The organism is Arthrobacter sp. USHLN218 (genome assembly GCF_037144715.1).
Taxonomy (GTDB): domain Bacteria; phylum Actinomycetota; class Actinomycetes; order Actinomycetales; family Micrococcaceae; genus Crystallibacter.
In genome coordinates, this window is sequence record NZ_JBBCYT010000005.1 from 41,662 (window position 1) to 65,227 (window position 23,566).

General features: G+C 70.1%; 20 protein-coding genes and 2 riboswitches. Of the genes, 15 read left to right on the forward strand and 5 right to left on the reverse strand.

What is annotated here, in order from left to right; all coding sequences use genetic code 11:
- The first annotated feature begins 15 nt into the window (after positions 1-15).
- From WFH44_RS12560 to WFH44_RS12570, 3 genes are read left to right on the forward strand one after another with little or no spacing between them, the layout of a single operon-like run.
- The gene (locus WFH44_RS12560) at positions 16-657 is read left to right on the forward strand and encodes a D-sedoheptulose-7-phosphate isomerase (RefSeq protein ID WP_442892912.1); all 642 of its coding nucleotides are present in this window, start codon (positions 16-18) and stop codon (positions 655-657) included.
- On the forward strand, positions 654-2,012 hold the full coding sequence (rfaE2, locus tag WFH44_RS12565; RefSeq protein ID WP_336714211.1) for a D-glycero-beta-D-manno-heptose 1-phosphate adenylyltransferase: 1,359 nt from the start codon (positions 654-656) through the stop codon (positions 2,010-2,012). Before WFH44_RS12560 ends, rfaE2 (WFH44_RS12565) begins: the two co-directional genes overlap by 4 nt.
- A 42-nt stretch (positions 2,013-2,054) precedes the next feature.
- Entirely contained in the window at positions 2,055-2,756 is a 702-nt protein-coding gene (locus WFH44_RS12570; protein WP_336714212.1) for an SDR family oxidoreductase, read from the forward strand.
- On the opposite strand, the gene WFH44_RS12575 is transcribed toward WFH44_RS12570, so the two are convergent.
- Positions 2,722-3,975, reverse strand: a complete 1,254-nt coding sequence (locus WFH44_RS12575; protein ID WP_336714213.1) for a glycosyltransferase family 9 protein — start codon at positions 3,973-3,975, stop codon at positions 2,722-2,724. The two genes, WFH44_RS12570 and WFH44_RS12575, sit on opposite strands and share 35 nt — an antisense overlap.
- A 210-nt stretch (positions 3,976-4,185) precedes the next feature.
- On the opposite strand from WFH44_RS12575, the gene WFH44_RS12580 reads away from it, so the two are divergent.
- From WFH44_RS12580 to WFH44_RS12595, 4 genes are all read left to right on the forward strand, one after another.
- On the forward strand, positions 4,186-5,589 hold the full coding sequence (locus WFH44_RS12580; protein ID WP_336714214.1) for an aldehyde dehydrogenase family protein: 1,404 nt from the start codon (positions 4,186-4,188) through the stop codon (positions 5,587-5,589).
- Positions 5,586-7,100 (forward strand): D-glycero-beta-D-manno-heptose 1-phosphate adenylyltransferase, encoded by a 1,515-nt coding sequence (rfaE2, locus tag WFH44_RS12585; protein WP_336714215.1) that lies wholly within the window; start codon positions 5,586-5,588, stop codon positions 7,098-7,100. The genes WFH44_RS12580 and rfaE2 (WFH44_RS12585) overlap by 4 nt, the downstream gene beginning before the upstream one ends.
- Positions 7,097-8,062 (forward strand): glycosyltransferase family 2 protein, encoded by a 966-nt coding sequence (locus tag WFH44_RS12590; RefSeq protein WP_336714216.1) that lies wholly within the window; start codon positions 7,097-7,099, stop codon positions 8,060-8,062. The genes rfaE2 (WFH44_RS12585) and WFH44_RS12590 overlap by 4 nt, the downstream gene beginning before the upstream one ends.
- Before the next feature lie 232 nt (positions 8,063-8,294).
- Positions 8,295-9,479 (forward strand): TerC family protein, encoded by a 1,185-nt coding sequence (locus tag WFH44_RS12595; protein ID WP_336714217.1) that lies wholly within the window; start codon positions 8,295-8,297, stop codon positions 9,477-9,479.
- Positions 9,480-9,568: 89 nt separating this feature from the next.
- Here the strand turns inward: WFH44_RS12595 and WFH44_RS12600 are convergent, their stop codons facing one another.
- On the reverse strand, positions 9,569-11,080 hold the full coding sequence (locus tag WFH44_RS12600) for an acetyl-CoA hydrolase/transferase family protein (RefSeq protein WP_336714218.1): 1,512 nt from the start codon (positions 11,078-11,080) through the stop codon (positions 9,569-9,571).
- A 211-nt stretch (positions 11,081-11,291) separates the two neighbouring features.
- Here WFH44_RS12600 and WFH44_RS12605 point away from each other — a divergent pair, with 211 nt between their 5' ends.
- Together WFH44_RS12605 and WFH44_RS12610 are read left to right on the forward strand one after the other, a co-directional pair.
- Complete coding sequence (locus tag WFH44_RS12605) at positions 11,292-11,531, forward strand: hypothetical protein (RefSeq protein WP_336714219.1); 240 nt, start codon at positions 11,292-11,294, stop codon at positions 11,529-11,531.
- A complete protein-coding gene (locus tag WFH44_RS12610; RefSeq protein WP_336714220.1) occupies positions 11,531-12,667 on the forward strand; it encodes a baeRF2 domain-containing protein in 1,137 nt (378 codons plus the stop codon). The genes WFH44_RS12605 and WFH44_RS12610 overlap by 1 nt, the downstream gene beginning before the upstream one ends.
- Positions 12,668-12,815: 148 nt before the next feature.
- Here WFH44_RS12610 and WFH44_RS12615 read toward each other — a convergent pair whose 3' ends face one another.
- Entirely contained in the window at positions 12,816-14,699 is a 1,884-nt protein-coding gene (locus WFH44_RS12615) for a glycogen debranching N-terminal domain-containing protein (protein WP_336714221.1), read from the reverse strand.
- A 147-nt stretch (positions 14,700-14,846) separates the two neighbouring features.
- Between WFH44_RS12615 and WFH44_RS12620 the strand changes: the two genes are divergently transcribed.
- On the forward strand, positions 14,847-15,887 hold the full coding sequence (locus WFH44_RS12620; RefSeq protein WP_336714222.1) for a LacI family DNA-binding transcriptional regulator: 1,041 nt from the start codon (positions 14,847-14,849) through the stop codon (positions 15,885-15,887).
- 10 nt (positions 15,888-15,897) lie between these two features.
- Here WFH44_RS12620 and WFH44_RS12625 read toward each other — a convergent pair whose 3' ends face one another.
- Entirely contained in the window at positions 15,898-16,152 is a 255-nt protein-coding gene (locus WFH44_RS12625; protein WP_336714223.1) for a hypothetical protein, read from the reverse strand.
- Positions 16,153-16,371: 219 nt separating this feature from the next.
- Between WFH44_RS12625 and WFH44_RS12630 the strand changes: the two genes are divergently transcribed.
- Positions 16,372-17,028 carry a GntR family transcriptional regulator gene (locus tag WFH44_RS12630; protein WP_336714224.1) on the forward strand — a complete coding sequence of 219 codons (657 nt, stop codon included), beginning with the start codon at positions 16,372-16,374 and terminating at the stop codon, positions 17,026-17,028.
- Between the two features lie 19 nt (positions 17,029-17,047).
- On the opposite strand, the gene WFH44_RS12635 is transcribed toward WFH44_RS12630, so the two are convergent.
- Complete coding sequence (locus WFH44_RS12635; RefSeq protein WP_336714225.1) at positions 17,048-19,033, reverse strand: MFS transporter; 1,986 nt, start codon at positions 19,031-19,033, stop codon at positions 17,048-17,050.
- A 112-nt stretch (positions 19,034-19,145) separates the two neighbouring features.
- Between WFH44_RS12635 and WFH44_RS12640 the strand changes: the two genes are divergently transcribed.
- The 4 genes from WFH44_RS12640 (at position 19,146) to cycA (ending at position 23,241) form a co-directional block, all read left to right on the forward strand.
- A complete protein-coding gene (locus tag WFH44_RS12640) occupies positions 19,146-20,201 on the forward strand; it encodes a M4 family metallopeptidase (protein WP_336714226.1) in 1,056 nt (351 codons plus the stop codon).
- Entirely contained in the window at positions 20,198-20,644 is a 447-nt protein-coding gene (locus tag WFH44_RS12645; RefSeq protein WP_336714227.1) for a protealysin inhibitor emfourin, read from the forward strand. The genes WFH44_RS12640 and WFH44_RS12645 overlap by 4 nt, the downstream gene beginning before the upstream one ends.
- Positions 20,645-20,684: 40 nt before the next feature.
- Positions 20,685-21,200 carry a mycothiol transferase gene (locus tag WFH44_RS12650; RefSeq protein WP_336714228.1) on the forward strand — a complete coding sequence of 172 codons (516 nt, stop codon included), beginning with the start codon at positions 20,685-20,687 and terminating at the stop codon, positions 21,198-21,200.
- 134 nt (positions 21,201-21,334) lie between these two features.
- A riboswitch (glycine riboswitch) is annotated at positions 21,335-21,425 on the forward strand.
- Between the two features lie 358 nt (positions 21,426-21,783).
- Positions 21,784-23,241: a D-serine/D-alanine/glycine transporter gene (gene cycA, locus WFH44_RS12655; RefSeq protein WP_336714229.1), complete on the forward strand. Its 1,458-nt coding sequence runs from the start codon at positions 21,784-21,786 to the stop codon at positions 23,239-23,241.
- 144 nt (positions 23,242-23,385) lie between these two features.
- Positions 23,386-23,484, forward strand: a riboswitch (glycine riboswitch).
- Positions 23,485-23,566: the final 82 nt, after the last annotated feature.

A 23,566-nucleotide genomic window follows, 5' to 3' on the forward strand; every position in this document is an offset into this window, starting at 1 on the left:
GCGCCGCCCCCCGCGCTGGTGCCGGTCCCGGCGAGCCCTGCCGGGCAGCCCGGTGCGGACTCCGTCGACGTCGTACTGTCCCACCTGGACGAGGTCGCCCCGGCGGTCGAGTCGCTGCGCGTCCAGGCGGCACGGCTCGCCGGCTGGGGCGACGAGCTGGCGGGCCGGCTGATGCGCGGGCACCGGCTGCTCGCCGCGGGCAACGGCGGTTCCGCGGCCGAGGCCCAGCACCTGACCGCGGAGCTGGTGGGAAGGTTCGACGGCGAACGCGAGGCGTTTTCCGCCATCTCCCTGCATGCCGAATCCTCCGCGGTCACGGCCATCGCCAACGACTACGGCTACGACCAGCTCTTCGCCCGGCAGGTGCTGGGCCACGGCCGCGACGGCGACGTGCTGATCCTGCTCTCCACGAGCGGCAAGAGCCCGAACCTGCTCAACGCGGTCGAAGCAGCCCGAAGGGTCGGCGTGACGACGTGGGCCCTGACCGGCGCGGCACCCAACCCGCTCGCCCGCAGCTGCGACGAATTCGTGGCGGTGGAGGGGCTGCCGGCCAACGCGCAGGAAGGGCACCTGATGGCCGTGCACATGATCTGCCGCGCCTTCGACGCCGCGGTGGCACGCCAGGCCCGGGTCGGCGGAGAGGGGGACGCCCGATGAAGATCGTGGTGGTGGGAGACCTCCTGCTGGATGCCGACGTCAACGGCGAGGCCAGCCGCCTCTCTCCGGACGCACCCGTCCCCGTGGTGGACGTGGCGGCGACCCGGCGGCGCGCCGGCGGCGCCGGGCTGGTCGCCCGGATGCTGGCACGTGACGGCCGCGATGTCCGGCTGGTCACGGTCATATCCGACGACGGCGCTTCCGCCCTGCTGCGCCGGGAACTGGAAGGCATCGACGTCGTCGCCGGTCCCTCGGGCGCGCCCACACCGGTCAAGACCAGGATCCGGGCCGGCGGCCAGGCGGTGGTCCGTTACGACGAAGGCTGCGGCGAAGCGCCGGTCCCGGAGGCCACGCCGGAGATGCTCGCCGCGGTGGCCGCTGCGGATGCCGTCATCGTGGCCGACTACGGGAGGGGACTGGCCGCGAACGCCGAACTGCGCGGGCTGCTCACCGAGCTGGCGGCGACGATCCCCGTGGTCTGGGACCCGCATCCCGCCGGCGCCGAACCGGTTCCCGGCGCCGGCGCCGTGACGCCGAACCTGTCCGAGGCGCTGAAGGCCGCGGGGCTGTCCGGCCGGGATACTGCGACCGCGGCCCGGGCCGCTGCCGAACTGCGGCGGCGCTGGTCCTGCCGGTCCGTCGTCGTCACCCTCGGCGCCGCGGGCGCGCTGGTGCTCGACGACGGCGGCCTGCCGCAGGCCATCCCCGCGCCGAAGGTCAGCGCGGGCGACCCCTGCGGCGCGGGCGACCGGTTCGCCGCCGCCCTCGCCGTCGGACTGGCCTCCGGCAGCAGCGTCCCCTCCGCCGCGGAGCGGGCCGTGCAGGAGGCCGCGTCCTTCCTGGCGGCGGGCGGGGTGGACGCACTGAACGAGGCTCCCGCCCCGCCGCAGCTGCACGGGGACGGTGACGCGTTCGCCGTGGCCCAGCAGACGCGCGCCGCGGGCGGGACCGTCGTGGCCACCGGCGGCTGCTTCGACCTGCTGCACGCCGGCCATGCCCGCACCCTCGCGGCGGCCCGGTCCCTGGGCGACTGCCTGGTCGTCTGCCTCAATTCGGACGCGTCCGTCAGCCGCCTCAAGGGCGACGAACGCCCGATCATGAACCAGCAGGACCGGGCCGAACTCCTGCTCTCGCTCGAATGCGTGGACGCCGTCCTGGTTTTCGACGAACAGACGCCCGAGGCGGCGCTGGAGCGGCTCCGCCCGGATCTCTGGGTCAAAGGCGGGGACTACACCGCGGACCAGCTGCCCGAGGCCAAGCTGCTCGAGTCCTGGGGCGGCCAGACGGTCACTGTCCCCTACTATCCGGCGCGGTCCACCACCAAGCTCGCCGCGGCCCTGGCCAAGGTCGGCTGAGCGGCGCCCCATGCAGATCCGTCAACTGAAGGAGGAACATTCATGAACGCAGCAGCAAGCAATCCCGGCCGCGTCCTGGTCACGGGAGGCGGCTCCGGGCTCGGCGCCGCCGTGGTCGAGGCCGTCCGCGCGGCCGGGGGCACCCCGGTGGTGCTGGACCGCGACGTGAGCCGGGTGGCCGGAGCCAAGGCGCTCGAAGTGGACGTGGCCGACCGCGAGTCCGTCGCCGCCGCGGTGCGCGAGGCAGCCGAGTCGCTCGACGGACTGGATGCCGTCGTGACCGCCGCGGGGATCGACCGCTGCGGCCGGCTGGAGGACGTGCCGGCGGAGGAATGGGAGAAGGTGATCGGCGTGAACCTGCTCGGCACCGTCTCCGTGGTCCGCGCCGCGCTGCCCTATTTGGAAGCGAACCACGGCCGCGTCGTCACCGTCGCCTCCTCGCTCGGCATCAAGGCCGTCTCCGACGCTACCGCCTACTGCGCGTCGAAATTCGGCGTCGTCGGTTTCAGCCGGGCGCTCGCAGCGGAGACCCGCGGCCGGATCGGGGTCACCACGATGATTCCCGCGGGCATGAAAACGCGCTTCTTCGACGACCGTACGGAGCAGTACAAGCCCCAGGACGACTCACGCCTGAACGACCCGGAGCGGGTGGCCGAGGCGATCCTGTTCGCGCTCGGCCAGCCGCGCGGCTGCGAGGTGCGCGAGATGGTTATTTGCCACGAAGAAGAAGACTCGTGGCCCTAAGCTGGGCCAGGTCCGCGTAGACATCCTCTGTGCGGACCTGGTCGGTCAGCGCGAACTCGTGCCCGCAGTGCGGTGCGGTCCAGCCCACCTGGGTCACGTCCGCCCCGCACTGCGGGCAGTGTGTTGTCCAGGACAGGTGCACCCGGTGCAGGGTCCGCCCCAGCGGCCCGGCCATGATCAGGTTGCCCACCCAGTAGATGCCGACCGTCGGCGTGCCCACGGCCTGCGCCAGATGGCGCGGGCCGCTGTCGTTTCCCAGCATGACGTCGCTGGCCCGCAGCACGGCGGACAGTTCCGCCAGCGACAGGCGCCCTGCCACGGAACGGATGCTGCCGCCGTCGTCCGTGTGTTCCCGGGCCAGGGACACGACTTCGTCGGCGAGCGGGACGTCCGTCTCGTCGCCGACCAGCAGGACCTGGCTGCCGTCCGCGGCCGCCCGCGCGGCCACCCGGGCAAAGGACGACGCCGGCCAGCGGCGGCGCGGGTCGGTGGCTCCCGGGTGGATGGTCACGAGTGAGGGCCGGCCCGGATCGAGCCACTCGGAGGCCAGCTCCTCTTCGTCCGGGAGCGGGGCCAGCTGCGGCTGCAGGGCGGCCGGGGCGGCGCCGGCCAGGCCGACGACTTCCAGCGCGCGCAGGACCTCGTGCTGGTAGTAGAGATAAGGGACGCTGCGCTCCAGCGCGGCGGCGTCCTCGGTGCGCGTTCCCACGGTGTGCCGGGCGCCGAGCCGCAGCAGGAAGGGGTTCGAGTTGCGGCCGCCGCCGTGCAGCTGCACCGCCAGGTCGAACTTCCGGGCCCGCATCCGCTCCATGAAGTCCTCCACGGCTTCCGGATCTTCCGGGCCGGGACGCACGCCCTCCGCGAAGGGGAGCGGTTCTATCTCGTGTACAGGGCCGGGACGTGCGCGGAACAGTACGGCGTGTGCTTCGGTGCCCAGCAGGGTAATTTGCGCCTCCGGGTAGGCCGCCGCGAGGGATTCGATGGCGGGAACCGCGAACATCATGTCGCCCAGCCCGCCGCCCCGGAGCACGGCGATGCGGCGCACGTCTTCGAAGCGTTCGAGAATCGGCCCGATGCCCAGCCCGTGGGCCGCTTCCGGCGCCAGGCGCTCGCCGCCGAAGGCCGCACCGCCGGTGGCGTTCGTGGCGGCTGCGGCGGATTTGCCCTCGGCACCATGCTCTTCGATTCCATTGCCCTGAGCGGGCGGGTGGTGCGGCATGGGGCTCCTCCTGCTGCGGTCGGCTGGTGTCCTGGCTGCCGGCGGCTCGCGGCAGGGGCGGTCTCCAGCTTTACCCTAAGTGCTGGATGGGGCCGTGGCCAGAGCTGCCAAAAGGTTCGTATCGCACCGTCTGAAAGGGCCGCCAGCGGGGTACGGAGAGAAGGGAAGAGGCCCGGAATCCGCGGCCGGATCCGAACAGTAGGGAGCGTAATGACAACGGTTTCAGGGACCGCCATGCACGTAGGCGACGCGACCATCACGATCCTCGACCCCCGCGACGGCAGCGTCGCCGGAACCGTCCGCGAGGCCGGCGCCGCCGAGGTGGAGCAGGCCGTAGCGGCCTCCCGGCGCGCGCAGCCTGGATGGGCGCAGCGCGACGCCGCGGAGCGGAGCGGCTTCCTGCACGCCGCCGCGGACGCGCTCCAAGCCGGCGCCGCCGAACTCGCTGCGCTGAATGCGCGGGAGACCGGCCGCCCCGAGGACCAGGCGCTGGAGGGCGTCCTCGCCGGGGCGTCCATGCTGCGCCAGTATGCCGAGCTGGCCCCGGTGCACCGCGGCCACAGCCTGCTCGGGGGCCGGCTGGCCGCCGACTACACGGTGGCGGAGCCCCGGGGCGTGGCGGCCCTGCTCACCCCGTGGAACGATCCGGTGGCCGTCGCCGCCGGCCTGCTCGGAGCGGCGCTGGCCACCGGTAACACGGTGCTGCACAAGCCGAGCGAGCGCTGCCCCCAGCTGGGCCTGCGGCTCGGCGAGATGCTGGCCACCGTGCTGCCGGCCGACGTCCTGATCACGCTGACCGGCGGGCCCGCCGTGGGGGAGGCCCTGACCGGCCTGCCCGGCATCGATGTCTACGCCCACGTCGGCTCCAGCGCCACCGGTGCGCGGATTGCCCGGGCCGCGGCCGAGCGGGGCGCCCACGTGGTCCGCGAGAACGGCGGCAATGATCCGCTGCTCGTTGACGACGGCGTGGATCCGGTGTGGGCCGCCGGGCAGGCGGCGCTCGGGGCCTTCGCCAACAGCGGGCAGATCTGCACCTCCGTGGAGCGGATCTACGTACACCGTGCGGTGGCCGACGCGTTCAGCGAGGCGCTGGTGGTCGAGGCCAGGCAGCGCAATGCCGGCGCGCTGCTCGGCCCGCTGGTGGATGACCGGCTGCGCCGCGAGGTGCACCGCCAGGTTGATGAGGCCATCGCCGGCGGCGCCGTCGCCGCGGAGGGCGGGGCCCTGCCCGAGGGACCGGGCTCGTACTATCCGGCCACGGTCCTGCTCGGCTGCACCGAGAGCATGGCCGTCATGCAGGAGGAAACGTTCGGCCCGGTGGCCCCCGTGCGCATGGTGGACAGCTTCGAGGAAGGACTGGAACTAGCCGCCGCCAGCCGGTACGGGCTGGCCGCCACCGTCCTGACCGCCGACATGGAGCACGCCCAGCGCGCCATCGCCGGCCTGGACGTCGGCACTGTCAAAGTCAACGCCGTCTTCGGCGGGGCGCCGGGTGGCTCCGCCCAGCCGCGGCGGGACAGCGGCCACGGATTCGGCTACGGGCCGGAACTGCTGGACGAGTTCTGCCAGGTCAAGGTGGTCCACCTGGGCCTGCCCGGCGGAGCCACGCGATGAGCGCCGGACTCTCCGGCATCTCGGGGCTGTCCGCCTGGCTGCCGGAGCGGCTGGCCGAGGCGGCACCGCTGGTGACCGTGGTCGGCGACGTGATGCTGGATGGCTGGTTCAGCGGCCGGATCGACCGGTTCTGCCGCGAAGCCCCGGCGCCGGTGGTGGACATGGCGCATCGCGACTACGCGCCGGGCGGCGCCGCCAACACCGCCATGAACCTGGCCGCCCTCGGCGCGAAGGTGCGGATGGTCGGCCTCGTCGGCCCGGACGAAGCCGGCACCAGGCTGCGCGGCCTCCTTTCCGCCGCGGGCGTGGACACGGCCGGGCTCATCGAGCACCCGGAGGTTCTCACCACCACCAAGTACCGCGTGATCGGCGGCGACCAGATCATGCTGCGGATGGACGAGAGCACCCCGCGGCCGCCGGCCGAGGCCCTGCAGCAGCTGGCCGCCGCGCTGCCGGACGCGGTGGCGGGCTCGGACGCCGTCGTGCTCTGCGACTACGGCTCCGGCGCGCTGGAAGGACCGCTGGGGGACGTGCTCCACCTGCAGCGCGAGGGCAGCCTGCTGGTGGTGGACGCGCACGACCTCCGCCGCTGGCGCACCCTCCGGCCGGACCTGGTGACCCCCAACGCCCAGGAGACCGCGCGCCTGCTGGAGCTGGCGTTCGAGCCGGACGCGGACCGGGCGGGCCTGCTGGCCGATGCCGCACCGAACCTGCTCGCGGCGACCGGCGCCCAAGCCGTCGTGTCCACCCTGGACCGGGACGGCACCCTTCTGCTGACGCACGACGGCGGCACGCACCGGACGTGGGCATCTCCGGTGAGCGAGAAGCAGGCGTCCGGCGCCGGCGATACCTTTGTGGCGTGCCTGACGCTGGCCCGCGCGGCCGGGCTGCCGCTGACCACCAGCCAGGACCTGGCGCAGGTGGCCGCGGACGTCGTCGTCCACCGTCCGGGCACCTCCGTCTGCACCACCGCGGACCTCGCCGGGCACTTGGGAGCCTTTACCGAGGCAGCGCTGGGCGCGGACGAGCTGGTCCGCGCCATCGCGACGGAACGAGCCGCGGGAAAGCGGATCGTGCTGACCAACGGCTGCTTCGACGTGCTGCACCGCGGGCACACCAGCTACCTGACGCAGGCGAAGCAGCTCGGAGACGTGCTGGTGGTGGCCCTCAACAGCGATGCGTCCGCGCGTCGGCTGAAGGGACCCGGCCGGCCGATCAATTCGGCGGCCGACCGGGCCGGCGTGGTGGCCGCGCTGAGCTGCGTGGACTACGTGACCGTCTTCGACACGGACACGCCGATCCCGCTGATCGAATCCCTGAAGCCGGATATCTACGCAAAGGGCGGGGACTACTCGGCGCAGATGCTGGCCGAAACCCCGGCGGTGGAAGCCTACGGCGGGCAGCTGGCCATCCTGGACTACGTCTCGGACCATTCGACGACGGCGGTGGTCAGGCGTATCCGGGCCCAGGACGGGGCGGGGGAACCGGCCGCTGGGACGGGCCCGGCATGAGCCGCGGCCCCGAAGCCGACGGCCCGGGCCCAGGCGACACGGCGGGCCAGAGCCCGGACAACACGGCGGGCCAGGGCCCCGACAACGCGGCCGGCCATGCCGCCGGCCGCCGCGGGGCGGGCGAGTGGGCCAGCCCCGTGCCGCCGGCGGGTACGCCCGAGGTGCAGGTGCTGATCCCCAGCTACGGGCGCGAGGACGCGCTGGCGGTGACGCTCGCCGGCCTGGCCGCCCAGGACGGCCCCTCCTTCGGCGTCATCATCAGCGACCAGACGGAGCCCGGGCCGACCTGGGAGCAGCCGTCGGCCGCCGCCATGGTCCGCGTGCTGCGGGCCCAGGGCCGCCCCGTCCGGCTGGAGCACCACCTGCCGCGCCGGGGCATGGCCGAGCAGCGCGACTTCCTGCTGGGCCTGGCCGAGGCGCCGCTGGTGCTGTTCCTGGATAACGACGTCTGGCTGGAACCCGGCATGCTGGCCCGGCTCACCGCCGCCCTGCGCGAGGCCGGCTGCGGGTTCGTCGGCTCGGCCGTGCAGGGCCTGTCCTACCTGGACGACGTCCGCCCGGACGAACAGCGGCCGTTCGAGCTGTGGGACGGGCCCGTGCAGCCGGAGCGGATCCGCCGCTCGGACGAGGCATTTGTGCGCTGGACGCTGCACAACGCCGCCAACCTCGCGCACATCGCCGCCCGGCTGCGCATCCCGTCCGGAAGCCCGCGGCTGTACCGCGTGGCCTGGGTGGGCGGCTGCGTCCTTTTCGACCGGCAGGCCCTGCTGGACTGCGGCGGCTTCGCCTTCTGGAAGGACCTGCCCGCGGCCCATGCCGGCGAGGATGTAGTGGCCCAGTTGAGGGTCATGGAACGCTACGGCGGCGCGGGCCTCATCCCGTCGGGGGCTGTCCACCTGGAAGCGCCGACCACCGTCACCGACCGTTCCACCGAAGCCTCCGAGGTGATGCTCGACCCGTGACCGACCAAACTGCCCGGACCTCGCCTGCCACTGGCCGGGGAACACGGGATCGGCCACGATTCGGCCGCACGGCCCGCGTGCCGATACAATGGGCAGTGCGTAAGGGAGTATTCCGAAGCGCTGCAGCCGTCAACACGTCGGGCACCGATGCCCTGCCGGATGCAGCGCCCGGCAGCAGCCGGGGAAGAGACTTGCGGGTACGCTGCTACCCACCTTACGAAAGAGGAACCTGATGACAGTTCCACCCCTGATCTGGGGCATCACGATCGTCGTGATCCTGGCCCTGCTGGCCTTCGACTACTTCTTCCACATCCGCAAGGCGCACGTGCCGACGCTGAAGGAAGCGGCCGTCTGGTCGTCCATCTACGTCGGCATCGCGATTATCTTCGGCATCCTGGTGCTCATCTTCGGCGGCAGCGCCATGGGCTCGGAGTACTTCGCCGGCTACATCACGGAGAAGGCGCTCTCCGTGGACAACCTCTTTGTCTTCCTGATCATCATCGCCAGCTTCCACGTCCCCCGCGAGGACCAGCAGAAGGTGCTGCTGTTCGGCATCGTGTTCTCGCTGATCGCGCGGACCGGCTTCATCTTCCTCGGCGCGGCCCTGATCAACTCCTTCGCCTGGGTGTTCTACGCGTTCGGCCTCATCCTGATCCTCACCGCGGGCAACCTGCTTAAGCCGGAGAAGGAAGGCGACGAGGCGGACAACTTCATCATCCGGCTGGCCCGGAAGTTGTTCCACACCACGGACTACTACGACGGCGACAAGCTCTTCACCCAGGTGGACGGCAAGCGGGCCCTGACCCCGATGCTGCTCGTGATGGTGGCCATCGGCGGCACGGACATCCTGTTCGCCCTGGACTCCATTCCGGCGATCTTCGGCCTGACCCAGAACGTCTACATCGTCTTCACCGCCACGGCCTTCTCGCTGATGGGCCTGCGCCAGCTGTACTTCCTGATCGACGGCCTGCTGGACCGCCTGATCTACCTCTCCTACGGCCTGGCCGCGATCCTGGCCTTCATCGGCGTGAAGCTGATCCTGCACGCGCTGCACGAGAACAACCTGCCGTTCATCAACGGCGGCGAGCCCGTCGAGGTCGTCGAGATCAGCACCGGGCTGTCGCTGACCGTCATCATCGGCGTCCTGGTGATCACCGTCGTCGCCTCGCTGCTGAGCAAGGCCGGCAAGGCCCAGACCGCCATCAACAACGCCCGCCGGCACGCGGTCAACTACCTCGACCTCGGGTACACCGCGGACCTCCAGGAGCGCGAGCGCATCTTCAAGGCACTGGTCGACGAGGAACGCCAGATCCTGCAGATGGAGCCGAAGTACCGCAACAAGGCCAAGGACGTGGACAAGATCCGCGAGCAGGTGGCCGAGGCGCACCGGCAGCACGAGGAGTACCTCGCCCGCTAGCCACGGGAACACCCGCAGACAGGCAAAGAATAACGACGGCGGTGCGCACCGCCGTCGTTATTCTTTGCCGTGAAGTCCCTGGCCCGGGACTACGGGCGCATGCTGCCCGTCTCGACGAACCGCTCGTGCCAGGACAGCGCCTCGCCGAGCAGGTGCGGCGTGTGCTTGCCCAGGCTGTCGCGGCAGGCGCGGTCGAAGTAGTCCTGGAGCATCGGCTGGAAGTCCGGGTGCGCGCACTTCTCGATCACCAGCCGGGCGCGCTGCTTGGGGGACAGGCCGCGCATGTCCGCCAGGCCCTGTTCGGTCACCAGCACCATCGTGTCGTGCTCGGTGTGGTCCACGTGGCTGACCATGGGCACGATGCCGGAGATCTTGCCGCCCTTGGCGGTGCTCGGGGACATGAAGATGGAGAGAAAGGAGTTGCGCGCGAAGTCGCCGGAGCCGCCGATGCCGTTCATCATCTTGCTGCCCGCGATGTGGGTGGAATTCACGTTGCCGTAGATGTCCGCCTCGATCATGCCGTTCATGGCGATGCAGCCCAAGCGCCGGATGACCTCCGGGTGGTTGGAGATTTCCTGCGGCCGGAGCAGGATCTTGTCGTGGTAGAAGTCCACGTTGGCGTTGAACTCCTCCAGGCCGGGGGCGCTGAGCGAGAAGGACGTGGCCGAGGCCATCCGCAGCACGCCGGAGCGCAGCAGGTCCAGCATGCCGTCCTGGATCACCTCGGTGTAGGCCGTCAGGCCGCGGAAGCTGCCCGACGACAGGCCGGCCAGCACGGCGTTGGCGACATTGCCGACGCCGGACTGCAGCGGCAGCAGCTGCTCCGGCATCCGGCCGCGCTTGACCTCGTGCTCCAGGAAGTCCAGGATGTGGCCGGCGATCCGCGTGGATGCCTCGTCCGGCGGGTTGAAGGGGGAGTTGCGGTCCGGCGCGTTGGTCTCGACGACGGCCACGACCTTCGCGGGGTCCACATGCAGGTAGGGCTCGCCGATCCGGTCCTCCGGATGCTCCAGCATGATCGGCTTGCGGTTCGGCGGCAGCGCGGTGCCGTAGTAGACGTCGTGCATCCCTTCGAGCCCGTCAGGCTGCCACTCGTTGACCTCGAGGATGACCTTGTCCGCGTCCCGCAGCCAGGTCATGTTGTTGCCCACCGAAGAGGACGGAATCAGCCGCCCGTCCTCGAGGATGCCGGCGACCTCGACGACGGCCAGGTCGATGTGCCCGAAGAACCCGAACCAGGTGTGCTGGGCGACATGGCTCAGATGCATGTCGATGTAGTCGATTTCGCCGGCATTGATCTGGCTGCGCAGGGCCGGATCCGACTGGAACGGCAGGCGCAGCTCCATTCCCCGGGCCTCGGCCAGCACGCCGTCGAGCTCGGGCGCCGTGGACGCGCCGGTCAGCACCTTGATGCGGAAGTCCTTGCCGGCGTCGTGCTCCCGCGCCATCAGCGTGGCCAGCGATCCGGGAACGGCCTTCGGGTAGCCGGCCCCAGTGAAGCCGCTCATCGCGACGGTCATTCCCGGCTGGATCAGCGCGGCTGCTTCGTCGGCGGACATGAGGCGCTCGGCCAAACCGGCGCTGCGGATGCGGTGGTGCATTGACGATCCTTCGTTCTGGGGGCTCGGCTCAACTCTAGTACGGGCCGCTTCAAGGCACCGGCCGGAGCCCCTGCACGGCGTCATGACCGGGCTTTTCGGGCCCCCGGGGGCGGTTCCCGGGAGTCCCTTCCACGCCCAGATAGCCGGTGCTACGGTGAGGTTACGGATCGATAAAGCGCGCGGCTGAGGCCGCTGCGGGAAGGAGATCGCCATGGTGGAACGGGGCAGCAACAAGCACGGACCCGCTCTGGATGACCAGATGAAGCATGAAGACCAGGGCCTGATCCAGGGCAGCAAGCCGGGACACGCCGAGGAATTCCGAGAGACCGAACCCTTCCCCGACGAGACGGACAGTCCCGAGGTGCTCGAGGCGCTGCGGAACGAGTCAGCCAAGCGCAACGCCGAGCAGGGCCGCCAGGACAAAGAAGAAGAGGGCGGTGTGACCAGCTGATGGCTGAGCAGCTCAATTCGTACGCGGACCTCTACCGGAAGACCGGCCCCTGGACCACGGTCTACGTCGACGCGAGCACCGGAACCGTGGACACCCTCCGGGCCGGCGACATCCTGCCGGACCGGGTGCGCGACGTGCTCTCCGGCCAGGGCATTTCCAAGCCGGACCTGCGCGCGGTCGAGGAAGCCATCGCCCCGGCGACCGGGATGCCGGCGCCGGTCAGCCGCTACGTGCTGGTCCGGGACGGCAACGTCGAGGTGAACGAGGTCCTCCCCGGACCCATGACCGGGCCGGAGAAGATCTCGGTCGAGACCGTGCCGGACCTGCTGCCGCTGATCAAGCAGCGCGGCGACGACTTCCCCTACGTGGTGGCGGAGGTGGGGCGCGACGGCGGCGAGATCCGCCTGCAGTACGCCCGCCGCGGCGGCGTGGCCGAAGAGCATGCGGTCGAGGGGGACCGGGAGAACCTCAAGAAGGTGCCCACCGGCGGCATGGAGCAGGGCCGCCGGCAGCACCGGACGGAAGAAATCTGGCGCAAGAACGCGGACGAGATTGCCGCGGCCATCGACAAGGTGGTCCGCTCCTGCGGCGCCCGGTTGCTGATCGTGGCCGGCGATATCAGGGCGCGGGAACTGGTGGTGGACCAGCTCTCGGAGGCCAGCCGGGCCATCGAGGCGACGGTGGAATCCCACACCAGGACGGGCGGGGCGGATCCGAAGGCGTTCCAGGAGGCAGTCTCCCGGCTCGTCGCGGAGGTCTGGGCGCGGCAGCAGCAGGAAATCCTGGACAGGCTCGCCGTGCAGAAGGGCCAGAGCCATCCCGTCTCGGCGACCGGCTACGGCAACGTGGTCTCCGCGCTGCAGCAGGCGCAGGTGGACCGGCTCATCCTGGAGGATGCCTCGCTGACCGGCCACGAGGCGTTCGTGCTGGACCAGGAACCGTGGATCGCCACGCAGAAGAGCGACGCGCTCGGCGGCCGGGTGCTCGGCAGCATGGCCGCACCGGCGGCGCTCGTCCGGGCGGCCGCGCTGACGGACGCCAAGGTTTCGCTGGTGCCGCCAGGCGTCCTGGACCCGGGAACCAAGGTGGCGGCGCTGCTGCGCTGGCCGACCGGGCCGGACGTGCCGCACTCCTGACCCGCGCGCAGCGCGGATCCGACGCGCATCAGAACCATCCGACACGGAACGGCTCCGGCGGGACCATCCCGCCGGAGCCGTTCCGTGCCTCGGGCTGTTGCTCCGGGCCTTTCGTCCAGGCTACGGAGCGGGCTTGCGGCCGGCCCGGTCAGCCGAGCACGTTGAAACCGCCCAGCGCCTGGGCGATCGGCACCGCGGACGCGGCGGCCCACGCCTGCGGCCTGCAAGCCGTCGGGTAGGGAACCGGCGGCCACATCCGGGACGAGTCGTGTCCCGAGAACAGCTCCGGCAGCCGCCAGCCGAACCCCTCGGCGGCATCCAGCAGCCCGCGGGCCAGCCTCGCCGCCTGCTCATCGAACCCGTCCCGCCCCATGCCCATCAGGATCCAGGCCGTGTCGTGGGTCCAGACCGAGCCGGATTGGTGCCGCGTGGGCCAGTACCCGCCGTTGGTGTCCGAGATGGTCCGCACCCCGTAGCCGGTGAACATGCTGCGGTCCATCAGGCGTTCGACCACCAGGGCCTTCTCCTCCGGATGCAGCAGCCCCGTGCCGAGCAGGTGCCCCATGCTGGAGGAAACAGCATCCACCGGGCGCTTGTCGCGGTCCAGCGCGGCGGCGGGGTACGCGCCCGCCTCGTCTTCGCACCAGAACTTCTCGCGGAAGCGCCGGGCCAGGTCGGCCGCGAACGCCCGCCATTCGCCGGATCCGGGCAGGCCGAAATGGTCCAGCATCTCCGCGCCGACGGTGGCGGCCTCATGGGCATACGCCTGGACCTCCGCGAAGGCGATCGGCCCCTGTGCCACCCGTCCGTCGTGGAAACGGATGGCATCCGGGGAATTCTTCCAGCCCTGCCAGCCACCCCCGGACCCGCCGCCGGGCGACTCGATGAAACCGTCGCCGTCGGAATCGCCGTACTCCTGCAGCCAGGCCAGGGCCGCCTGCAGGTTCGGCAGCAACTGCGCCACCTGCGCATCGGACATCCCGCTGTGCCAGGCATCGTGCAGCAGGATGATCCACAGGCAGGTCGCGTCGATGGATTCGTAACTGACCGGCGGCACCTGCAGGATCCGCCCGTCCTCGCCCGTCTCGTAGGTCACACGCCGGACCTCGTGCAGGATCTTTCCCGGCTGCTCGCCCGAATCCCCCGAGCTGTGCGTGCCCTGCCGGGCGGCGAGCGCGCGGAGCGTGCCGGCCGCGAGCTGCGGGTCGATCAGCAGCAGCATCCGGGCCGCGACCAAGGCGTCCCGGCCGGACAGCGTCATGGCCCAAGGCGCGCCGGCGGCCAGGAACGCGTTCTGCTGGTAGGTCCGGTCAGCGATGCGCAGGCCGTTCAGGTCGCTGATGGACCGGGCCATCAGCCGGATCAGGCGTGGATCGCCGCTGACCGAGGGGGTGCGCAGCGGCTGGCCGGCGGCCGCGACCACGGGGAACCCTTCATTGCGCAGGTCCAGGGACCATTCAACGACGACGGCGTCCGCGGGCGGCAGGTCGAATTCCCAGGCCAGCAGGACCTGGCTGCCGTTGAAGTCGAGTTCGGCTCCCTCGGCCGACAGCCGGGCGCTGGTGCCCTCGCCGCGCCACTGCCATTCGCTGGAGCCGGGTGCCAGGGACCCTGCGGACGTTGAACCGCCGGCCTTCACCTGTTCCAGCGGCGTCGAGTCCGCGACCAGTTCCACTTGGACACCGAGCCGGACCGGGTCTGTCCGGATGGACTTGAAGGTCAGCGACTCCGCGAGCCGGCCTGGTTCCGCAGTCCGCATCCGGGTCACCGAGACCAGCGGGTCCGCCGACTGGGCCGGCATCCGGACGACGTAGACGAATTCGCTCTCGCCGGAGGTGTTTTCCTGGGTCGAAAGCCATTCCGGCTCGGTGCCGTTGACGCGCAGGACGGCCCGGGCAAGGACGCGGTCGTCGCCGCAGTAGGCGCCCTGCGCGCCCTCGCCCCGGATCTGGCCGTGGTGGTCGCTCCACGCCTGGATGGGCGCGGCGACCACGCCGGTCAGGTCGTGCAGGTAGGGCTGCCGGAAGGTCATTGATGCTCCTTCAGGATGCCATTGACACCCGATTTGAACGTTCATACTGTGGTGTTTACATCTTGGCAGAAACCCTCTTTCACGCAACCCCTGCCTGAAGGGCCAGCGCCTCGCGCGGGGGAGCGGAGGCAGGAAGGGCATCGGCGAATGGTGCGGAAAAAGCCCACTCTCGTGAGCTTGGCGGAGGCCGTCGGGGTTTCTCGACAAACCGTCTCCAATGTTCTCAATAATCCCGAACGGGTCAAAGCGGCGACCCGGGACCGCGTGTTGCAGGCGATTGAAGAGAGCGGATACCGGCCCAGCGCCGCGGCCCGGCAGCTGCGCACCCGCCGGTCGATGGATCTGGGCATGCGGTTGCGCCCGGCCGCCGGCGGGATCAGCGGCTCGGTCCTGGACCGGCTGCTGCACGCGCTGACGGAGGCGGCCCAGGATTCGGGTTACCGCCTCACCCTCTACAGCGCGGACGACGACGGCGAGGAGATTGCGCGGATCGAGGACCTGCTGCACGCCGCCGACCTCGACGGCTTTGTCCTGACCGGCGTGCATGCCGGGGATCCGAGAGTGGAATGGCTGCAGGAGCACGGCGTGCCGTTCGCCTGCTTTGGCCGTCCGCGCGGCGGCCCGGACCCCTTCGCGGTCCCCTATCCCTGGGTCGACGTCGATGGGGCGGCGGGCACAGCTGCAGCCACCCGGTTCCTGCGGGACAATGGACACGCGGCCGTGGGGTTCGTGGGCTGGACGGCCGACGCCGCCGCCGGCAAGGAGCGGCGCGACGGCTGGCTGCGGGCCATGTCCGGGTCCCTCTCCGCCGGGGAGCTGGCGGAGCTGCAGGCGGCGGCCGAGGACACGGTCGAGGGCGGCGCCGATGCGGCGCGCCTGCTGCTGGAGCGTGGCGCCGAAGCCCTGGTCTGCGCGAGCGATTCGCTCGCACTCGGGGCGTTCGCCTACCTGCGCAGCGCTGTGCCAGGGCGGAACCCCGCCGTCGTCGGCTTTGACGACACCCCTGTCGCGGAAGCGATCGGCCTGAGCAGCCTTTCGCCGCCAATCATCCGGGCCGCCCGCCAGATCATCGACGTGCTGTCCCACCGCTTGTCCGGCGGGCCGGAGGGACAGGGGCCCCGGCGGCACCTGCTGCTGGAACCCTCGCTGGTGGTGCGGACGCCCCGGGACCTGGGCCGGACCACTTAGATATCGAAGCTTAGATGTCGAAGCCGTCCCGTTCCGGTGCCTGGTCCTCGCCCTCCGGAACCCAGGACAGCGTGATCTCCACCCCGCCGCGGATCGCCCCGATCACCAGATTCAGGTCCTCGCCGTACAGGTCCTCGTGGCTCACGTCCCCGCCGTCGTCGCGCCGCTGCTCGATGAGCTCGGTCAGGGCCGCCGCCATCGCCCGGCCCCAATCCTGCGGGTGGCGGCTGCTGGCTTCCGCCGAGGCGGTGTATTTCCTGATCATCGGTGGGTCCCGTCCTCGCCGGCAGGGGCATCCCGCCCCGGCCCGCGGTGGAATGATTGTGCGCTGCGAATCTGCCCGCGCGCCTGTGATGCGGATCTCACTAGGTTAGGATGAGGGATGCATCTTTGCCAATGACCGGGGCGGCTTACCCTGAACATGGCGATCGGGAACGAACCGTGCCAAGACCATGCCAAGACCGTGCGAAGACAAGGAGACGCGATGGGAGACGATCGTCCCGCACGCCGCGCCCCCGACGTTGCGGAGGCGCTGCGCCGGCAGATCTTTGCCGAGGTCCTCCCGCCGGGATCCCCGCTTGACGAGGCCCGGCTGGCCGAGGAGCTGGGGGTGGACGCGGCTCTGGTGCCCGCGGCCCTCGCGGAGCTGACCGACGAGGGGCTGGTGGAAACACTGCCGGATAAGTCGCGGCAGATCGCCGTCGTCAATGAACTGCACGCCATCCAGCTGCTCGATGTCCTCGAGGTGGTGCTCGTGGCCGTCTTCGAACGGGCCGCACCGAGGATCGGCAGCAGCGGCATCGCCGCCATGGAGGCCCGCGCCTGGCAGCTGGAGGCCGCGCTCGATAGCGGGGACATGCCGGGCTCCCGGGAGATCCTGCTGGACTTGATCCGCATCATCGTCGATGCCGCAGACCACGATGAGCTGCGCGCGGTGAATGAGCACGTCCTGAAGCGCTCGCTGGGCCGGCTCTACCTGTACCGGCGCTCGGAGTTCTACTTCCTCTGGAGCGACGGCTGGAAGGAATCGGTGGCGCTGCTGAAAGCGGATGAGCCGGACGCGGCGGTGGAGCGGCTCCGGCGCATGTTCTGGGTCCTGACCGAGGAACTGCGCGGCAGCGGCTCGCCCGCGGAGGCCTAGCCGGACCCGGAGCGCAGGTTCAGAGGAGGGTTTCCCGGGCGGCGCCGACCAAGTCGAAGCTGGCCACCTCCGATTCCGCCCTGAGCACGAGGGTGCGGGACTGCGTGCGCTGCGTATCGGGCTCCACCACCGTCATCACGTACCGGCCCGCGGGCGGCAGCCGCAGCTCGTACCTGCCCGCGTTGTCGGTGCGGGTCGAGGCGATGTACTCCCCGGAATGGGCGCTCAGCGCGACCAGCGCTCCGGGCAGGGCCGCGCCGCCGCGCAGTACCCAGCCGGTGACGGTGAGCCGCTGGGTCAGCCTGATGCGTTGATCGTGTTCGGTTCCCGTGAAGCGGACGACTTTCGACGTCGGCGCCCAGCCGTCGGCATTGGCCACCACCAGGTACTCCCCGGGGCCGGGGAGCGCGAGGGAAAATTCGCCGTCGTTGTTGGCCCGGCTCCAGTCCACGGGCTCGCCGGACGTCTTCATCACGGTGACCACCGCGTGCGCGATCGGCTGGCCGTCGGGCCGCTGCGTCGTCCCGCCGACCACCGTCTCGGCGCTCTCGCCCGCCTGCGTCACGGCAGCCGCCGCTTCCGCCGGCGCCCCGGCCTGCACTGGTTCCGGAACGACGCGCGGGACGAACCAGACCACCGCGCAGCACGCGAGGGAGGCCAGGGCCGCCAGCCAGAACACGTCCTGGAACGCGGCCATGGAGGGGTAGACCGTGCCGCCGACGCTCACCGTCACGCCCGCCAGGATGGCGGCGACGGCGGCGCTGGAGGACGAGGTTCCGATGGCCCGCAGCAGCGCGTTGAGGCCGTTGGCGGAGGCCGTCTCCGTGATCGGGACGTTGGCCATGATCAGGCTTGGCATCGCGGCATAGGCCACGGCCGAACCTATGCTCACGATCGTCGAACCAACGATGACCGCGGCGACGGAATCGCTGAAGAACACGCGGCCGATGTAGGCGGCGGCCATGATGGCCGAACCTGTGATCAGCGTGGCCCTTCCGCCGTAGCGGTTGATCAGGGCGCCGGAGACCGGGGAGAAGACCACCATGGCGAGCCCGGACGGAATCATGGCCAGCCCCGCGACCACGGGATCCAGCCCGAAGCCGTATCCGGAGGCGGTCGGCAGCTGGAGCTGCTGGGTGCTGAGCAGCATGTTGGCGAAGAGCGCGAAGCCGACCATGATGGAACCGATGTTGGTCAGCAGCACCGGCCGCCGTGCGGAGGTGCGCAGGTCGACCAGCGGCTGGCTGACTTTCAACGAGTACGGAATCCAGAGCGCCAGCCCCACGGCGGTGACGACGAAGAGCAGGATCGTCGGTTCGCTGCCCCAGCCCCAGCTGCCGCCTTTCGAGATGGCCAGCAGCAGCGCCGTCAGGATCACCGAGAGCATGGCGGCTCCGAGGAAGTCGAAGCGGCCGCGCGTCATGACATCGGATTCGGAGACGACGGCGAACACCGCCACCAGGATCGTCGCGCCGACGGCGGCGGACAGCCAGAAGACGGATTCCCATCCGGCCTGCTGGTACAGGATCCCGCCCAACGGCAGTCCGAGCGCGCCGCCGATGCCCAGGGTCGCGCTCATCAACGCGATCGCCGAGCTGACCTGCTCGCGCGGGAGTTCGTCCCGCATGATGCTGATCCCGACCGGGATCAGCGCGGACGAAAAGCCCTGCAGGGAGCGGCCGGCCACGATGGTGGCGAAGTTCCCGCCGAGGGCGGCGACGATGGAGCCGGCCGTCATCAGCACGATGCAGACGAGCATCATGCGCCGTTTGCCGAACATGTCCGCCAGCCGGGCGACGATGGGGGTGGCGACGGCGGAGGTCAGGAGCGTGGCCGTGACCAGCCAGGAAGCGTCGTCGGCGGTGACGCCGAGCAGTTGCTGGAATGCCGGCAGGAGCGGGACCACCATGGTCTGCTGCAGCGACACCGTCGTCCCGGCCAGGCACAGGACGGCGATGACGGCCCAGATGGGCATGCGCTTGCGCGCGGCGGCAGACTCAGGCATGCCACAAGAGTAGCGGCCGGCGGTGTCCGCACGGGGGTCGAAGCAGCCGTTGTTCGTGGAGCAAAATGTCGGAGCGGAAGCCTACGCTGAGGGTAGACGCAAGGAGGTCCGCATGTACTGCTCGTTCGTCCCGCCTTATCTGCTCCGCCGCCTGGCCCTGCTGGAAGATGCGCCCGTCGCGGAGGCGGCGCAGCGTGCCTTGGGCAGGGATGCGCTGATCCGGCGGCGCCGGAACGCGTCCTGCGCCCGGACGGGGGAACTGCCGGGGATCCTGCCGTCAACCGGGCCGGGCGGGGAGGGTTTGCATCCGACGCGGCGGATCAGCGACGCGCAGCATCGGGAGCGGCTGCCCGGCATCCGTGTCCGCACCGAGGGCGAGGCCGAAGTGCAGGACCCGGCCGTCAACGAGGCGTACGACGGGCTGGGCTACACCTTCGATCTCTACGCGCAGGCGTACGGGCGCAATTCGCTGGACGGTGCGGGCGAGATCCTGCGCGCCACCGTCCACTACGGCGAGGCCTACGACAACGCCTTCTGGAACGGGACCAGGATGGTGTTCGGCGACGGCGACGGCAAAATCTTCCACCGCTTCACCAAGTCGCTGTCGGTGATCGGGCACGAACTGACCCACGGGGTGATGCAGCATACCGCCAACCTCGAATACCGGAACCAGCCCGGGGCGCTGAACGAGTCGGTCTCCGATGTCTTCGCGGCGCTGGTCGAACAGCACCGGCTCGGCCAGACCGCGGAGGAGGCGGACTGGCTGATCGGAGCGGGCCTGTTCACGGACCAGGTCAGCGGCGTCGCCCTGCGGTCGATGAAGGCCCCGGGCACCGCGTACGACGACGATGTCGTCGGCAAGGATCCGCAGCCGGCCACCATGGCGGGCTATGTGGATACCCGTGGAGACAACGGCGGCGTGCACGTGAACTCCGGCATCCCCAACCACGCCTTCTACCGGCTCGCGGTCCAGCTGGGCGGCAGGGCGTGGGAGCGGGCGGGGCAGATCTGGTACGACACGCTCACCGGCACCCGGCTCAGCCCCGACAGCGGCTTCACCGCCTTCGCGGAGGCTACTGCGGCCGCAGCGGAAAGCCGCTACGGTAAGGAATCAGAGGAACTCAAGGCCGTCACGGCAGCCTGGACAGAGGTGGGCGTACTGGAATGAGGATCGCCGTCAGGCGCACCGGCGGGTTCGCCGGACTGACCACGCGGTGGGCGGTGGACGTCGCCCAGCCGGAGCTGCGCGATGTCTGGATGCCGCTGATCGACTCGTGCCCGTGGGATGACCTGCCCGACGAGGCCAACCAGCCCGACCGCTATGTCTACTCCATCAGCGCGGGGGAGCGCCAGGCGACGCTGCCGGAACACCATGTGACCGGCCCCTGGCGCGCGTTGGTGGACAGGACCAGGGACGCCGCCCGCGCCGGGGACCCGGGCGAAGCAGGCGGCCCAATCGAAGCCGGGGGCTCCGAACCGGAACCCGCCGTGGACCGGGACGATGACGTCCTGGAACCGGAACGGCCGGTGACGGACCCATCCCGATGGTCCACCGACCCAGGTCAGAGGCTGTTCCCGCCGCAGGACGGCCCCTTCGACGACGGCCGCTAGCGTCGCGCGCGGCTCCCCGCCGTCGTCGTACGCTAGCTCCATGAAACTCAACGACCTGCTGATCGACGCCTACGGCCGCGCCCGGGAACGCGTCCACGACATCCTCGAAGGGCTGGAGCCGGAGCAGCTCGCCGTGCGCCCGGGCGGGGGAGGCAACTCCATCGGCTGGCTCATCTGGCACCTCTCCCGGGTGCAGGACGACCACATTGCCGACGTCGCCGGAACGGGGCAGCAGTGGACCGCGGGCGGGTGGGCGGCAAAGATCGGCCTGCCGCTGGAGATCGGGGACACCGGTTTCGGCCACAGCTCGGGGCAGGTCGACAAGGTGCGCGTCGCCTCGCCCGCGCTGCTCCAGGAGTACTTCGACGAGGTCCACGCCGCCACCGTGGACTACCTGCGCGGGCTGACCGAGCAGGACCTGGACCGCGTGGTGGACACGCGCTGGAACCCGCATGTGACGCTCGGCGTCCGGCTGGTGAGCGTCCTCGATGACTGCCTGGAACATTGCGGCCAGGCCGCCTATGTGAAGGGCATGCTCGGGCGCGGGGAAGCGTGATTCCGTGGCAGGCACCCGGCGCAGGACGCCGCGTCCCGCCGGGCCGACCGAACGGCCGGCCGGAAATAGAGCTTGCGCCGGGTGGCCGGAAACCGCTAAGGTGTGAGTCGCGTCACTCGTGGCGCACTAGCTTTTGATCTGCGGCGGGAGAGTCCTGCCAGTGCAGGCGCCGAAGGAGCAAACCCTCCCCGGGAATCTCTCAGGCCAATGTACCGCCGCGGCGAGGCACCTCTGGAAAGCAGCCGCGCATCAGCGCGGCTCACCGTCGGGGCAAGGGCGCATGCAGCAATGCAGCACCCCGAATCTCTCAGGTTCCATACAGAGTGGGGAGGAACCCAATCAACGTGGCGTACCTGCGCCACCTGACGTGATGGAGTTCCAGATGGCGATCCCGAGCGAGAGCGCCAATTTCCCCCAACCAGGGCGCAGTCGCGCCCACCCCCTCCATCCGGCCCTGGCCCCCTGACTGGACCACTGCCGACCTCTATTTCCGCGCGGACAAGGGCTGGGCTTTCGGCTGACATCCGGCTGTCCTGCATCGTGCCCAAGAGGAACGAAACCCTGTCAATTCAAGGAGCTGTACGTGAAAACTGATGCCGTCTCGACTGAGAAGGCGCCCCATCTGGAGCGCCAGCTCAGCAACAGGCACATCCAGCTGATCGCCATCGGAGGTGCGATCGGTACCGGCCTGTTCATGGGTTCGGGCAAGACGATCTCCGCTGCGGGACCGTCCGTAATCTTCGTCTACATGATCATCGGCTTCATGCTGTTCTTCGTCATGCGGGCGATGGGCGAGCTGCTGCTGAGCAACCTCAACTACAAGTCGTTCAGCGACTTCGCCGGCGACCTCCTCGGTCCCTGGGCCGGGTTCTTCACCGGCTGGACCTACTGGTTCTGCTGGGTCGTCACCGGCATCGCGGACGTTATCGCGATCGCCGGCTACGCCAATGAACTGGTGCCGGGCATCCAGCTCTGGATCCCGGGCATCTTCACCGTGGCCGTCCTGCTGATACTGAACCTGGCTACCGTCAAGGCCTTCGGCGAAACCGAGTTCTGGTTCGCCCTGATCAAGATCGTCGCCATCGTGGCGCTGATCGTCACGGGCCTGGTCATGATCTTTACCGGTTTCGAGACCCCCGCCGGTACGGCGTCCTTCAGCAACCTGTGGAGCCACGGCGGCTTCTTCCCGCAGGAGTTCATGGGCTTCGTGGCGGGCTTCCAGATCGCGGTGTTCGCCTTCGTGGGCATCGAACTCGTGGGAACGACGGCGGCGGAAGCCAAGGACCCGGAGAAGAACCTTCCCAAGGCCATCAACTCCATCCCCGTCCGCGTGCTGCTCTTCTACGTAGGCGCCCTGATCATCCTGATGGCCGTCACCCCGTGGACCGAGTTCCAGGCCGGACACAGCCCCTTCATCGGCATGTTCTCGCTGGCGGGACTCGGCATGGCCGCCACGATCGTCAACCTCGTGGTGCTGACCTCGGCGATGTCCTCGGCCAACTCCGGCGTCTACTCGACCTCCCGCATGGTCTTCGGCCTCGCACAGGAAGGCGACGCCCCGACCGTCCTTGGCAAGCTCTCCTCGCGCAAGGTTCCGCAGAACGCACTGTTCCTGTCCTGCGTCCTGCTGCTCTCCGGCGTCGTCCTTCTCTACGCCGGCGACAGCATCGGCGAGGCCTTCGGCATGGTGACCACGGTCTCCGCGGTCTGCTTTATGTTCGTCTGGTCGATCATCCTGGCCAGCTACCTGGCGTTCCGGAAGCGCCGTCCGCACCTGCACAATGAGTCCAAGTTCAAGATGCCTGGGGGCATCGCGATGGTCTGGGTGGTGTTCGCGTTCTTCGCCTTCGTCCTGTGGGCGCTGACCACGCAGCCGGACACCCTCATGGCGCTGCTGGTGACCCCGATCTGGTTCGTCATCCTCGGCGTCGCCTGGGCCATCCTGCGCCGGAGCCCGGTCCACGTTGCCCGCGCGGAAATGTTCCGTGCCCAGCTGCGCGAGCACGAGGCGCAGCAGGAAAGCCCCGCAGACGTGCACTAACCTGCGCACGCAGACCCTGCCGGCCGCCGCGGACACCCCGCGGCGGCCGGAGGGAGCGGGGCCGTCACCGGGCGGCAGCCTTCTTGTGAAGGCCGGTCCGGAACGGTTACGATGCTCACATCGACAATAACTGAATTATGCCTTCGACATGCGGCGGGAGAGTCCTGCTGGTGCTAGTCAGCAGGCGCCGTAGGAGCAATACCTCCCCAGGAATCTCTCAGGCACCTGTACCGCCGCGGAGAGGCAACTCTGGAAAGCAGCCGGACACATGAAACCGGCTCACCGACGGTGCAAGCGGATTCGTTCCGCGGAATCTCTCAGGTCC